Raw genomic sequence first — 13,723 nt, forward strand, 5'->3', positions numbered from 1 at the left:
CATCTGGCGGGTTTGAAAGCGATCAAGGCTTGGGATCGTCGTCCTTCCAGGGCGCCGACAGATAGCGCGTGCGATTGAAGGTTTCCAGCCACTCAGGGCAGAACACCACCAGCGCACTGACAACCATGCCGTTGATGAACGCCTCTGGAAAAATGATCAACCACAAGTAACCCACAAAATCCTCCAGCCAGTAGGGCATGGCAAAACGCTCGTCGAACCACAACAACCACAGCGCCAGCAACAGGCACAACAACGCCGACAGCGCCGCCGCAAAGAAGCCGGAAACGAAGATATAGACAAAGGGATTACGCGGCTGCGCTCGCTCCACCAGGATCGCGCAGCACTCGGTGATCAGCACCGGCAACAGGATCAACAGCGCGCCATTCACCCCCATTGCGACCAGGTCCTGACGGCCGAGTAGCATCAGACCGGTTTGCGCCACCAGCCCACCGACGATCGCCAGCGGCCAGTCCAGAAGCAGGGTCACTGCGGTCATGCCGAGGAAGTGATAGGACACGCCGGTATCGAAATCCCGTCGTACCAGCCAGAGTATGAATAGCGCGAAGACTGTGCCGAATAACAGGTGTTGGCGGCGGTTGTCGCTGAACAGTTCGACCCACGGGGCTCGTGCGATGGCCCAGATCAGTGCCGGGACGTAGATCAGCCAGCCGACGGTGAGGGTTTCGGGGGACAGTAGCTCGGCGCCGATCATGGCTGGGTGGGCTCCGTTTTTTTTGCCGGGAGAGAACTGGATCTCAGTCTACACCGGGCTTTGAATGTGCTTCGCCTTTGCTTCGCAGGGGATGATTGGGGGCATATCCATTGCTGCGGTAACGACGGCTATTGGTTCCGCCCTTACGGCGGGTTACTTGGAAGAGCGCCAAGTAACCAAGCGCCTGCGCCCCTGACGTACGGCCCTTCGCTTAGGCTCAGGGTTCCCTCGCTCCGGTCCTGCTCCGTGGGCCCGCCGCCATCGGCCATCCATGGCCGGGGGCGGCTAACCCGGCATCCATGCCGGGTTGCCCACTGCGCAGAACCTGCGCTCGGCCTTCCGACGGGGCAGATCAACATCAAAAGCCAAAGCGAGGCGGCCTGGTAGCCGACCTGTTTTCCGTCAAAGTCATCGGCGGCGAACACCAACCTTATGCCCACCCACATTTCATCGGGGTTGCTTCCAGAGGGATGTGAATGATCAGTCAGCGAAGCGCGCCCGCTTGAAGCCCAGGTCGGCCCGAAGGCCGCCTCGCGCTGCTGTGGCGGTGGTCGCCGCCTCACGCCCTGAGCCTATCCGCCAACCTGTGACTATCTCCATCGGCGCTTCTCCAAGTAACCCGCCGTAAGGGCGGAACCATAAGCCGCCGTTACCGAAGAAACGGATTTACACCCAATCAACAGAGCGATTGTTACATTTCCTGCAAAGCTGAATCGGCCCCCGCCCCCTTTATCGATCCCAACCAAGGACTAAACTTCAAAGCATCAGAACCACCCCGGAGCCGACAAAAATGAAACCCCTGACCAGCCTGCTTCTGACCCTCCTCGCCACCTCCGCCATGGCCGCCACCAACGAGCCAGCGGCCACCCCCTACAACCCGGCGCAACCGCTGGACATCGCCAAAGTGGTTTCAGTCACCGACACCGCAACCGCCTGCGACGTCGTGCCGGCAACCATGGTCTACATCGATCATCAAGGCCAGACCCACAGCGTGACCTACTCAGTCATGGGCAACTGCACCAGCAGCCTCTAAAGCCGGGCAACCCACGACTCACACGATCAGCCGTTTCGCCTGCAACGCCAAATCATGCAGACCAGCCAACCGCGCCATGATCCGTTCGACCACCTCGACCCTGGCCACCGCACCGCTTTGCAGTTCACCCATCGAGTGCAACGCCACTCCAGCCTTCTCCAGACCCAGACGGGTTGACCCGGATAACTGCTGAAGCCCTTGTCGTGCCTGCTCCGCAGACTGTTCCAGCCCTGTGGCGATTTGCCGGATCTGCGCACTGGAGTCCGCCGCCTGGCGCGAGAGATTGCGCACCTCATCGGCGACCACCGCAAACCCTCGGCCATGGCTGCCCGCCCTCGCCGCCTCAATCGCCGCGTTCAGCGCCAACAGGTTGGTCTGACGGGCAATGTCCTGGATGCTGCCGACAATCGCGCCGATGCGCATCGACTGACTGCCGAGCTCATCGAACACCTGATCCAGACGCTGCATATAGAGGTTCAAATCCTCCAGCACAGAGGCCGAAGACTGCATGCTCTGCGCACTCGCCTTGACCCGTTCCCCGGCCGTGCGCGCCAGTTGATTGGCGAAACGCATGTCCTCCTCGGTTTGCAGCACCGACTCGGTCAATTGCTCCAGCTTGACCTGCAAGCCGATTTTGTCAGTGGGTTGTTCTTTTTCAGGGGTCATAGCAGCGTCCAGGTGTAGCTGAGGATCAGTCGGTTTTCGTCGATATCACTGCGGTAGTTCGAACGCGCCATCACATTACGCACACGAATCCCGAGGCCCTTGAGGCTACCGCTCTGCAACACATAGCCAAGATCAAGATCACGCTCGCGATCCTTGCCTTCGAAGCCCTGACCGGTGTCGACGTTATTGCCGGAGATGTAGCGCACAGTGCTGGTCAGCCCCGGCACACCCAACGCGGCAAAGTCGTAGTCGTAACGCGCCTGCCAGGAGCGCTCATCGGTGTAGGCAAACTCGTAGGTCGGGACCTCGTTGCCCAGCGGCGAGATGTTGGCAAAGACACGCGGGAATGCGCTGTCACCGAACATCCCCTGATAACCGACATAAAACGTGTGACCACCGCGCTTGGCCGACAGCAGCGAGAAGAACGCCTGGTTATCGATGTTACCCAACAGCTTCTTGCCGTCTTCGCGCGAATCGTAATAACCAAGGTTGGCACCCAGAATCCAGTCACCTGTTGGCTGGCTGTGCTTGAAGCCGAGAAAACGCTGGTTGTAGATATCTTCCAGTTGCCCGAACCAGGCACTGACCGAGCTGCGTTTATCATTGAAGGCGTAATCGGCACCAGCAAAATTGAAGCCATCGCTGCTGACCTGACGCTGCGGAACATGACCGAGCATGGCCTGCATCTTTTCGTCGCCGGCCTCGTTGCGCAGGCTGGTGGTATTCAAGTGACCGCCCTGCAGGGTCAGGCCATTGATCTCATTGGAACTGATGCTCGCGCCTTGATAGCTGGGCGGCAGCAAGCGGATATCACTGAACGCCAGTACCGGCAGATTGGGTTGCAACTCACCCACTTTCAGCTCGGTTTTGGAGTAACGCACCTTCAACGCCGCTTCGAGACGGCTGTAATCATTCGCCGCCCGCCCGTCATCCTTGACCGGCAGCAAACCGGTATTGACCCGGTCCGGGCTGCTGTCGAGTTTGAGACCGAGCAAGCCGATCACGTCCACGCCAAAACCGACAGGGCCTTGGGTGTAACCGGATTTGACGTTGAGGATGAAGCCCTGCGCCCACTCCTCGGCCTTCGACTGTTTGTTCGCCCCGACGATGTCGGAAAAGTCCCGGCTGAAGTAGTAATTACGTGCTTGCAAGGTGGCCGTGGTGTCTTCGATAAAGCCGCCCTCGGCGGCCATCGCCCCCGCGGAGAAACCCGAGACGACCGCCATGGACAACACTGAGCCGGTTGCTGGAAAAATCTGTTTCATCGTTTTATCTCTTATTTTTATTGATCGACAGGTTGAAGAGCTTCAGCCGCCGCGCTTTCGCGACGGGCGTTTAACAACACATGGGTGACCATGCCGAAAATCAGCCCCCAAAAAGCCGCGGACAGACCCAACAGCGACATACCCGACGCGGTGGTGAGAAAGGTCACCAGCGCCGCTTCGCGATCACCCGGCACCGCCATGGCGCCGGCCAACGCCCCGGCAATCGCGGCGAACAGCGCCAGCCCGGCGAGTGCCGCGATCAGTTCTTTGGGGAACGCCGAAAACAGCGAAACCAGGGTGGCGCCGAAGATCCCCAGCACCAGATAACAGAGCCCGCCGACAACCCCGCCCACGTAGCGTTTACCAGGGTTCTCATGGGCCTCGCGGCCGGTACAAATGGCTGCGGTGATCGCAGCCAGATTCAGCCCGTGACAGCCGAACGGAGCCAACAGCGCCGTGCCCAGCGCACTGCTGGCGATGATCGGGCCGGCCGGCGTGGCGTAACCGCTGGCGCGCAACACCGCCATGCCAGGCACGAACTGTCCGGTCAGCGCCACCATCACCAGCGGCAACGCAATGTTCAGGGTGGCGCTCAGGCTGAACTCGGGCGTAATCCACACCGGCGTGGCCAAGCCGATCACCAACGCTTCGCTGTGCAAATCGCCAGCGAGAAAGGCCATCGAGCAACCCACCAGCAGCACCATCAACACCGCATAACGCGGCATCAGCCGTTTGCAGATCAGGTACGTGACAAACATCGCCAGCACCAACAGCGGCTTGCCCTGCAACGAGACGAACAAGCCCGTGCCGAAACTGAACAGAATCCCTGCCAGCATCGCGGCCGCAATGGCTGCGGGGAGTTTGCCGATGATCCGGTCAAACGCCCCCGACACCCCGACCAGGAAAATGATCAGGCTGCTGACCAGATACGCACCCACCGCCTCCGGCATGGAGATCCCCGGCAACAGCGCCACCAGCAACGCTGAGCCCGGCGCCGACCACGCGATAATCACCGGCACGCGGTAACGCAGGCTCAAACCGATGCCGAGCACCGCGCTGCCGATGGAGATCGCCCAGACCCACGATGACAGCACTTCCCGCGACAGCTGCGCCGTCTCGGCGGCCTGGAAAATAATCACCAACGGGCCGGCGTAGGAAATCACTGTGGCAATGAATCCAGCGACCGCCGCTGACAGGGAAAAGTCCCGGACTAACGCCCTCATGAAGCTTCGCCGACAGACCCGCCCGCCGTACCGTGGCGCACGTCCGCCAACGCCTGTCGAGTGCTGCGCCGGCTGCTGATGGCAAACACCGTCATGGCAATCGCGGCCACCGCGCCAGGCAAGGCAAATGCCATGAAGTTGAGTTGCAGCGGCAGGCTGATCCCGAGCAACGCGCCGCCCAGCAGCGGACCGACAATCGCGCCGTTGCGCCCGATGCCCGAGGCCCAGCCCAGACCGGTGGAGCGAATGGTCATGGAGTAGAACTGCGCGGCGCAGGCGTACAGCAGAATCTGCGAGCCGATGGTGGTGGCGCCGGCAATGGCGATCAGCAGGTACAACACCGGCATCGGGCTGTTGAAGCCCAGCAAAGTGATCGACACCGCCGCCAGGGCAAAGAACACCGCCAACACCCGCGGCAGGTTCAGTTTGTCACCCAGAACGCCGCCGCCGACCGCGCCGAAAATCGCGCCGAAGTTGAGCACCAACAGGAACGACAGGCTCGAACCCAGGCTGTAACCGGCGTTGGCCATCAGTTTCGGCAGCCACGAACTCAAGGCGTAGACCATCAGCAGGCAGCAGAAAAACGCCAGCCACAGCATCAGCGTGCGCAGCGCCCGTCCTTCGCGAAACAGTTGCAGCACGGGGGTGCCGGTGCCCTTCACTTCGCTCATGTGCAACTGATCGCTGGTCTGCGCGATGTACGCCGGTTCGACCCGCTGGAGAATCGTGCGCGCTTCTTCATTGCGTCCCTGACGCAGCATGAAACCCACCGACTCGGGCAGGAAGTACATGATCAGCGGCAACAACACCAACGGCAGCACCGCGACGTAAAACACCGATTGCCAGCCGAAGCTCGGGATCAGCACGATGCCCAGCCCCGCCGAGAGCATGCCGCCCACGGAGTAACCGCTGAACATGATCGCCACCAGCGTGCTGCGGATTTTCTTCGGCGCGTACTCGTTCATCAGCGCGACGACATTAGGCATCACCCCGCCGATGCCCAGCCCGGCGATAAACCGGCAGATTCCAAACTCGGTGGGATTACGGGCAAAACCGTTGAGCACGGTAAAACCGCTGAAGAGCATCACGCAGATCGTAATGGCTTTCTTGCGGCCGATCCTGTCCGAGAGCGGGCCGAAAAACAGCGCGCCGAACATCATTCCAAACAATGCGTAACTTCCCAGCGCGCCGGCCTGCAAGGGACTGAGCCCCCACTCTTTCATCAGCATCGGCAGCACGACTCCGTAAATCACCAGGTCGTAACCGTCGAAGATGATGATCAGGGCACACCAGAACAGCACCATCCAGTGGAAGCGATTGAATCGTGCGTTGTCGATAACCTCATGTACGTCAATCTTGCGCATGGCATTTATCTCTTGTTGTTGTTTTTTTCAGAGCGTCGGTAAAGCGGCTAACGTCCCGTAAAGCCGAGGGTAAAGTTGCCAGGCGCGGGGCAATATCCGCTTTGCGCAGATCGCTATCCGTTTTGTGCAGGGCCCTGAATCGGGCGCGGGAGGGAGGGATCTCGCGGCAGGCTTTGCTCCTGCGCGACAAACAGTTTTCCTGGCGATTAACTTTGGACGCCAAGCCGGGGTCTATGGATAACCCCGACTACTGACACCTGCTGACCCTTGCGGCCGAACAAGTCAACGCATACCTCACTGAAGCCCGATCACGGCCGGGCCTTCTCCAGTGCCTCTCGCAGTTGTGCCGCCGTGGCGTATTCGTGCTCAGCGACCACTTGACCGTCCTTGAGCTCCAGCCACAACACTTTATCCACAGCCCCGGGATAGCGCGGCGCCACGCGCCCGTCACGGTCAAGCATCACGCGATAGGAATAATCGCGCATGGCCGGTACTGCGAACATCTTCGCGATCAGCCGAGGCATTCGCTGGATATCCGCGACAAATACTGCGTGCCGGGCTTCCAGATAGCCCTTGGGCTGGCCCTGCAGTGCGGCGTCGACCAGTTTCGCGGCGTCCATGCTGCGCGCCACCAGCAGCGTCTGAGTCTGGTTGTCGAACGTAAAGGCCTGATCGAATTGATCAAGCAAGGTCCACGGCGCCAGCCGTTCCCCCACCTCCAGCGCCTGAGCCCAAAGAGGCACAAGACTGAGCAATAACACGGGCCATAATTTCACGACATTCCCCTTCGTTGAGGCGCTGGAGCGCAATGAATCCAGTCTACACCGCCTGTATTGCACACTGGGTCGCCGTAAAAACAATCGAAGAAACACCGCTGATACCCGAGCGCCGATGACGTCTGTCGGGCCATTACGACGTCGTTTCAATGCAAAGCTTTCAGGTTGTCGCATTTGAACGCTAAGCTTGGGCCTATGGATGACTCAGATTATTTACGCCTGCTGACCATCGCGGCCGAGCAAGCCAACGCGTTCCTCTCCAATGCCCGCAAATGGGAGCGTGAGCGTTGGGTGTGCCAGCGCCTGCTGCAAGGCCTGAACATTCCTTACCGCGTCGACGAGTTCACCCCCGCCGGGGAACCGCCGGATGTGCTGTTTCGCGATGCGAATTTCGAAGTGTTTTTCGTGCTCGACGAGGGCCGGCGTCTCAATGATGAATGGCGCGATGAGCTGCAGCGGCGGCGCAGTGCGTTTTCCCTGAGTTCGCTGGTGCGCCGCGAGGCCAAGCCCAGACGCATTCCAGCCAATGAATTTTTGCTGAGACTGGCGCCAACCTTGCGTAAGAAAGCGCACAACTACAAAGAACGCGGCATGGATTTGGGCGAGCTGGACATCATCGCCTTCGCCAGCCTCAAGCGCGAAGTCCTCGACCTCAACAGCCATTTCCCGCCGCCCACCGAATACTTGCGCCAGGGCTGGCGCTCGTTGTCGCTGGTGGGCCCGACATTCGCTCGCGTGCTGTTCGCCCATCCGGATGCACCGGACTTTCTGCGCAGCAACCTGGGGCGCAGCATCCTCTTTGATGTCGGGATCAGCCTGTGAGCCCATTGCAGGAACTGATCGCTGAAGTCCCGCAAATTGGCCGTGTTCGCTGGATTGGCGTACGCCCCGCACCTCACGTGCCGATGATCGAACTGGACGCCGTAGAGGCGCGACTCGAGGCCGGGTTGACAGGGGATCGCGCTCGCCCTGGCGCACGTAATGCGCGACAGGTGACGTTGATTCAATGGGAACATCTGGCGGTGATCAGCTCGCTCATGGGCCGTGCGGAAGACAAACCGGTGTTGCCTAATGATTTACGGCGCAATCTCGTTATCAGCGGTATCAACCTGTTCAGCCTCAAGGGCCGTCGCTTCAAAATCGGCCAGGCGATTTTCGAAACCACCGGTTGGTGCCAACCTTGCGCGCGCCTGCAAAACAACCTTGGCCCTGGAACCTTTCAGGCCGTTCGCGGCCATGGCGGAATCACTGCACGAGTGTTACAAAGTGGAATCATTCGGCTGGACGATACAGTCAGCGTCGAGCCGATTCCCGCCAGCGGCTATGCTCCGTTCAACGTGGGGTAAAAACCCCTGTAGCTTCTACACATTCAGCAACGTCTACCCCTGACGAGGCCCGATATGACCAGCCGCCTGAACCCCGACGACCAGAAGCATGTCGAAGAGTACCTGCACCTGTCCCAGCACCGAGTCGAGCGCCGGCCTTTCCGGCCGTGGATGCTCCTGGTGGTGGTATTGGCAGTGACCATAGGCCTGGGCCTGTTGAGCCGACTTATCAGTTACCTGACGCTATGAGCTGCTTTGCGCTCGCTCGGGTAATTGCACCGATTTCTTTTAGCCTTGCGAGATATCCCCATGACTCATCGTATTGTCATCGTTGGCGGCGGCGCCGGCGGTCTGGAGTTGGCTACCCGTCTGGGTAAGACTCTGGGCAAGCGCGGCACGGCCAGTGTGATGCTGGTCGACGCGAACCTGACCCACATCTGGAAACCGCTGTTGCACGAAGTGGCGGCCGGGTCGCTGAACTCTTCCGAAGACGAACTCAACTATGTCGCCCAGGCGAAATGGAACCACTTCGAGTTCCAGCTGGGGCGCATGAGCGGGCTTGATCGCGCGCAGAAAAAAATCCAGCTGGCCGCCACTTATGACGAAGCCGGCCTGGAACTGGTGCCGGCGCGTGAAGTGTCTTACGACTCGCTGGTGATCGCCGTCGGCAGCACCACCAACGATTTCGGCACCCAGGGCGCGGCGCAGCATTGCCTGTTCCTCGACACCCGCAAACAGGCCGAGCGTTTCCACCAGCAACTGTTGAACCATTATTTGCGCGCCCACGCCGGGCAAACGGATGTGGTGCAGCAGATCAGCGTAGCGATCGTCGGCGCCGGCGCCACGGGCGTCGAACTGGCCGCCGAATTGCACAACGCTGCGCATGAACTGGCGGCGTATGGCCTGGACCGGATCAAACCGGAAAACATGCACATCACCCTGATCGAAGCCGGTCCACGGGTGCTGCCAGCGTTGCCGGAACGGATCGGCGGCCCTGTGCATAAAACCCTGGAGAAACTCGGGGTCAACGTCATGACCAATGCGGCCGTCAGTGAAGTAACCGCCGATAGCCTGATCACCGCCGATGGCAAAGTGATCAATGCCAGCCTCAAGGTCTGGGCCGCCGGCATTCGTGCGCCGGGTTTCCTCAAGGACATCGATGGTCTGGAAACCAACCGCATCAACCAGTTGCAAGTGCTGCCGACGCTGCAAACCACCCGCGACGAAAACATCTTCGCCTTCGGTGACTGCGCGGCCTGCCCGCAGCCGGGCACCGATCGCAATGTGCCGCCGCGCGCCCAGGCTGCGCATCAACAGGCGTCGTTGCTGGCCAAGTCGTTGAAGCTGCGGATCGAAGGCAAACCGTTGCCTGTGTACAAGTACACCGACTACGGCTCGCTGATTTCGCTGTCACGTTTTTCGGCTGTGGGTAACTTGATGGGCAACCTGACCGGCAGCGTGATGCTCGAGGGTTGGCTGGCGCGGATGTTTTATGTGTCGCTGTACCGCATGCATCAAATGGCGCTGTATGGCGCGTTCCGCACGGCGATGTTGATGTTGGGCAGCAAGATCGGGCGCGGAACAGAGCCGCGTCTGAAGCTGCATTAACGCGGTCTGGTGTGGGAGCGGGCTTGCTCGCTCCCACATTCGATCTCCGTTGTTTTTAAGATCCGTGTCTTACTGTATCTCCCACGCGATTTCGCCCCTTCGCTTACAAACTCCTCCCTTGCGCGACACAGTAGCGATACACCCTGCCCGCTAAATGACCACATCCGAGCAAGGCACCCAGCCAGCTACGGTTATCGCCGCACTTACGTGGCGTCTTTTATCGAACGGTTGTGTCGTGCAACCCAGGAGAATTGAAATGTCCCGTACCACCAAAAACACTGTCGGTTTGCTCGGCGCAGTCCTGGCCGGCGGCATGATGTTGACCGGCTCCGCTTTCGCTTCGCAGCCTTTGACCCAGGGCTACCTGCTGGCCTCGGCCGAACAAGTGGTGAAAACCCCTGAAGGAAAATGTGGCGAAGGCAAGTGTGGCGATGCGTCGATGGCAAAAACCGACACCGACGGTGACGGCAAGGTGTCCCGCGCCGAATTCCAGAAAGTCGCACCGAAGTCCAACTTCGACAAGATCGATACCAACCACGATGGCTTCATCGACGAGCAAGAGGCTTACGACAACGTGAAAGCCAACTTCGAAGCCAACGGCAAGAAAATGCCAAAAGGCCTGTTCGAGCACCTGAAAGACCAGGACGGCGCCTAAGCCTCCCAGAAAAAAAGCCGCGTTTCTCGATTGAGAAACGCGGCTTTTTTCGTCTGGGTTTACACCCGGCTACCGAATCCGTCAAACCTCGTCAGAACAATCCGACTTCTGACGGCGCTCATGAATCAGGTCGACAATCTGGCATTCGGGTTCGTAGCCGTTGACCGTATCGCGCAACAGCGTACGAACCTGCACATAGTCATCCGCTGCGACAGCCTTCAACAGCGCTGAAATCGCCTGTTTGAAGTCTTCCCACGGCAGATGCTCTTCGTCGGCGCGCATGATCATCGCGTGTTCGGTCGGGGACACGTTGTCACCGATCAGCAACTCCTCATAGAGCTTTTCGCCTCGGCGCAGGCCAGTAAACTCGATCGCAATGTCCCCGTTCGGTCGATCTTCGCTACGCAGGGAAAGGCCGGACAGGTGGACCATCTTTTCCGCCAGGTCGGCGATCTTTACCGGTTGTCCCATGTCGAGCACAAACACGTCGCCACCCTGCCCCATCGAACCCGCCTGGATTACCAGTTGCGCGGCCTCGGGAATGGTCATGAAATAGCGGGTCATGTTCGGATGGGTCACCGTAATCGGCCCGCCATTCTTGATTTGCTCGCGAAACAGCGGGATCACCGAACCGGACGAACCCAGCACATTGCCGAAACGCACCATGGTGAACCGGGTCGAGTTGGTGCAAGGCGTCGTGAAGTGCTCGCCCAACAGCAACGGATTGGACTCACGACTCAAGGCCTGCAGCGTCATCTCGGCCAGCCGCTTGGTGCACCCCATGACATTGGTCGGTCGCACCGCCTTGTCGGTGGAGATCAGCACGAAGTGCTCAACCCCCGCCTGCACGGCCGCCTGCGCAGTCTGCAAGGTCCCGAGGACATTATTCAGCACGCCTTCGGCAACGTTATGCTCGACGATCGGTACATGCTTATAGGCGGCGGCGTGATAGACCGTGTTCACGTTCCAGGTACGCATCACGTCCAGCAGTCGCTCACTGTTGCGAATCGAACCGAGGATCGGCACCAGCTCCAGGTTCATTCCCTCGTTTTGGATCAACCTCTCCAACTCGCTATGAATGCTGTAGAGATTGAACTCACTGTGTTCGAACAGAATCAGCGCCGTCGGTTTGCTGGTGAGGATTTGCCGGCACAGTTCGGAACCGATGGAACCGCCCGCTCCTGTCACCATGACCACCTGGCCACGAATGCAGCGCTCGAAAAGAGCCTGCTGCGCCGCAACCGAGTCTCGCCCGAGCAGGTCGATGATATCGACTTCCTGCAGGTCACTGACGCTAACCCGGCCATTGGCCAGATCCATAAACCCGGGAATGGTCCGCACATGCACTGGATAAGACTCAAGCGCAGTCAGGATCTCACGGCGCCTGGCGCGCGACGCAGATGGGATGGCCAGCAATACTTCTGTTGCACCGGTTTCCTCGATCAGCCGTTCAATATCCGCAGACGGGTAGACCTTGAGCCCGGCGATCACCCGGCTGGCAATGCCCGCGTCATCATCGATAAAAGCGACCGGACGCATCGCCTTTTCCATGCGAAGTGCTGCCACCAACTGATTGCCTGCCGCCCCGCCACCATAGATGGCGACCTTGGTGGCGTCGTCGTCCTGGCGCAGGAAAGGAACATGTTGCCCGGCGAGAAACCAGTCGCCGAGAAAATACTGGCGCATGAACAAACGCAGGCCGCCGACCATCAACAAACTCAGCCACCAGTAATTGACGATCAGCGAACGCGGCACCAATACGTTGGGGCGGTACAAATAGACGTAGACGGTCAACAGCAGCGCCGACAAGGTTACGGCTTTGAAGATACTGAGCAGGGCATCGTTGCCGAAATAACGCATCACCGCGCGATACAATCCGAGGCGGATGAAGATGGGAACGGAGATGACCGGCGCGGCCGCGAACAGCCAGGCATAGTCCCCGAAAGGATCCACCGGGCGCTGAATTCCCAGGCGCACGACAAACGCCAGCCAGAGCGCAACCCAGACCAGCACAATGTCGACCAGCAACTGCAAGACGCGCTTATAGCCACGCGGCAGATTTAATAAACGCTCACGCATTACACGATTTCCCTTCGCTCGACTTACTGCCTGCAATCCACCCACTCCCTGTCACACTCGCTGCTCCAGAAAGTCTTTCGCGGTCTTGGCCAACGCCCCATCCACGCTGATCGCCGGGGTCCATTCGAGCAACGCTTTGGTTTTCCCGATATCAACCTGAAGCGACCCGCAAAGACGCTGGGACAAAGCCTTTTTCCCCAACAGTTGCGCAGTGCCGCTCAACAGCCACATCGGCAATGGCAACAAGCGCGCCGGCCGGCCCAAAGCCCGGGCCATACGTCGCAGCAAATCGCTGGTGGACAAGTCCTCGTCGTCACTCACCAGGAAAACCTGGTTGGCAGCGGCGGAATGGTGAATGCAGGTCCTGATCAGGTCGACCAGATTGTCCAGGGCCACCAGGCTGCGCTTGTTGGTAATGGCGCCCAGCGGCAATGGCACGCCCTTATTGAGCCAACCCATCATGCTGCGAAAGTTTGCCTTCACCCCCGGGCCATAGACCAACACCGGACGAATGATCACCACTTCCATCCCGGTTTTCGCCGCGAGGGCCTGCAAAGCCTGCTCGGACTCCAGCTTGGAGACGCCATAAGGGTCCAGCGGAGCAGGCTGATCATCGGCCGTATAAGGATGGCCGGGCGGCGTCCCCTCACCATTGACCTTGATCGAACTCAGGTAGATGAAACGCCGGACACCGGACTGGGCTGCTTGCTCCGCGAGACGTAACGTCCCCTGCACATTGGCACGACGAAAGGCGGCCAACGGATCAGCTTCGCGCTCATTCATGACATGCACGCGGGCAGCACAGTGAATCACGACTTCGACGCCTTCGAGTGGAACCTGCCAGTCGGTGTCCGGCTCAAGTCCGGACACCTGACAGACTTCCAGGCGGGGCGAGGATTGCGACGGTAACTGTCGATAGACAGCTCGCACTGCAAATTGAGGATCAGTCAGCAGACGAGCCTGAACCGCAGCCCCGACAAAGCCGCTGGCCCCCGTCAAAAGGACTCGCATCATAGT

The 13,723-nt window shown here is 59.8% G+C and carries 14 protein-coding genes; 6 read left to right on the top strand and 8 right to left on the bottom strand.

What is annotated here, in order from left to right; translation table 11 throughout:
• Positions 1–22: 22 nt before the first annotated feature.
• Complete coding sequence (locus PMI01S_RS09035; RefSeq protein WP_084319387.1) at positions 23–712, bottom strand: energy-coupling factor ABC transporter permease; 690 nt, start codon at positions 710–712, stop codon at positions 23–25.
• Between the two features lie 790 nt (positions 713–1,502).
• Here PMI01S_RS09035 and PMI01S_RS09045 point away from each other — a divergent pair.
• Entirely contained in the window at positions 1,503–1,745 is a 243-nt protein-coding gene (locus PMI01S_RS09045) for a DUF2790 domain-containing protein (RefSeq protein ID WP_084319390.1), read from the top strand.
• Between the two features lie 18 nt (positions 1,746–1,763).
• On the opposite strand, the gene PMI01S_RS09050 is transcribed toward PMI01S_RS09045, so the two are convergent.
• The 5 genes from PMI01S_RS09050 to PMI01S_RS09070 form a co-directional block, all read right to left on the bottom strand.
• Complete coding sequence (locus PMI01S_RS09050) at positions 1,764–2,411, bottom strand: methyl-accepting chemotaxis protein (protein ID WP_084319392.1); 648 nt, start codon at positions 2,409–2,411, stop codon at positions 1,764–1,766.
• Positions 2,408–3,676 (bottom strand): OprD family porin, encoded by a 1,269-nt coding sequence (locus tag PMI01S_RS09055; protein WP_084319394.1) that lies wholly within the window; start codon positions 3,674–3,676, stop codon positions 2,408–2,410. Before PMI01S_RS09055 ends, PMI01S_RS09050 begins: the two co-directional genes overlap by 4 nt.
• 17 nt (positions 3,677–3,693) lie before the next feature.
• On the bottom strand, positions 3,694–4,899 hold the full coding sequence (locus tag PMI01S_RS09060; protein WP_084319396.1) for a benzoate/H(+) symporter BenE family transporter: 1,206 nt from the start codon (positions 4,897–4,899) through the stop codon (positions 3,694–3,696).
• On the bottom strand, positions 4,896–6,263 hold the full coding sequence (locus tag PMI01S_RS09065) for an aromatic acid/H+ symport family MFS transporter (protein WP_084319398.1): 1,368 nt from the start codon (positions 6,261–6,263) through the stop codon (positions 4,896–4,898). Before PMI01S_RS09065 ends, PMI01S_RS09060 begins: the two co-directional genes overlap by 4 nt.
• 308 nt (positions 6,264–6,571) lie before the next feature.
• A complete protein-coding gene (locus tag PMI01S_RS09070) occupies positions 6,572–7,039 on the bottom strand; it encodes an FAD/FMN-containing dehydrogenase (protein WP_084319400.1) in 468 nt (155 codons plus the stop codon).
• 195 nt (positions 7,040–7,234) lie between these two features.
• Between PMI01S_RS09070 and PMI01S_RS09075 the strand changes: the two genes are divergently transcribed.
• The 5 genes from PMI01S_RS09075 (at position 7,235) to PMI01S_RS09095 (ending at position 10,627) form a co-directional block, all read left to right on the top strand.
• On the top strand, positions 7,235–7,861 hold the full coding sequence (locus PMI01S_RS09075; RefSeq protein ID WP_084319402.1) for a DUF1780 domain-containing protein: 627 nt from the start codon (positions 7,235–7,237) through the stop codon (positions 7,859–7,861).
• The gene (locus PMI01S_RS09080) at positions 7,858–8,385 is read left to right on the top strand and encodes an MOSC domain-containing protein (protein ID WP_084319404.1); all 528 of its coding nucleotides are present in this window, start codon (positions 7,858–7,860) and stop codon (positions 8,383–8,385) included. Before PMI01S_RS09075 ends, PMI01S_RS09080 begins: the two co-directional genes overlap by 4 nt.
• Positions 8,386–8,439: 54 nt before the next feature.
• Entirely contained in the window at positions 8,440–8,613 is a 174-nt protein-coding gene (locus PMI01S_RS09085) for a DUF3094 domain-containing protein (RefSeq protein WP_032830895.1), read from the top strand.
• Positions 8,614–8,673: 60 nt separating this feature from the next.
• Complete coding sequence (locus PMI01S_RS09090; protein WP_084319406.1) at positions 8,674–9,972, top strand: NAD(P)/FAD-dependent oxidoreductase; 1,299 nt, start codon at positions 8,674–8,676, stop codon at positions 9,970–9,972.
• Between the two features lie 256 nt (positions 9,973–10,228).
• The gene (locus PMI01S_RS09095; RefSeq protein WP_084319408.1) at positions 10,229–10,627 is read left to right on the top strand and encodes an HvfA family oxazolone/thioamide-modified RiPP metallophore; all 399 of its coding nucleotides are present in this window, start codon (positions 10,229–10,231) and stop codon (positions 10,625–10,627) included.
• A gap of 81 nt (positions 10,628–10,708) precedes the next feature.
• On the opposite strand, the gene PMI01S_RS09100 is transcribed toward PMI01S_RS09095, so the two are convergent.
• Both PMI01S_RS09100 and PMI01S_RS09105 read right to left on the bottom strand, forming a co-directional pair.
• Positions 10,709–12,706, bottom strand: a complete 1,998-nt coding sequence (locus PMI01S_RS09100; protein ID WP_084319410.1) for a polysaccharide biosynthesis protein — start codon at positions 12,704–12,706, stop codon at positions 10,709–10,711.
• Between the two features lie 51 nt (positions 12,707–12,757).
• Positions 12,758–13,720, bottom strand: a complete 963-nt coding sequence (locus PMI01S_RS09105) for a UDP-glucose 4-epimerase family protein (RefSeq protein WP_084319412.1) — start codon at positions 13,718–13,720, stop codon at positions 12,758–12,760.
• Between the last annotated feature and the right edge of the window lie 3 nt (positions 13,721–13,723).

Source organism: Pseudomonas migulae NBRC 103157, assembly GCF_002091715.1.
GTDB lineage: Bacteria > Pseudomonadota > Gammaproteobacteria > Pseudomonadales > Pseudomonadaceae > Aquipseudomonas > Aquipseudomonas migulae_A.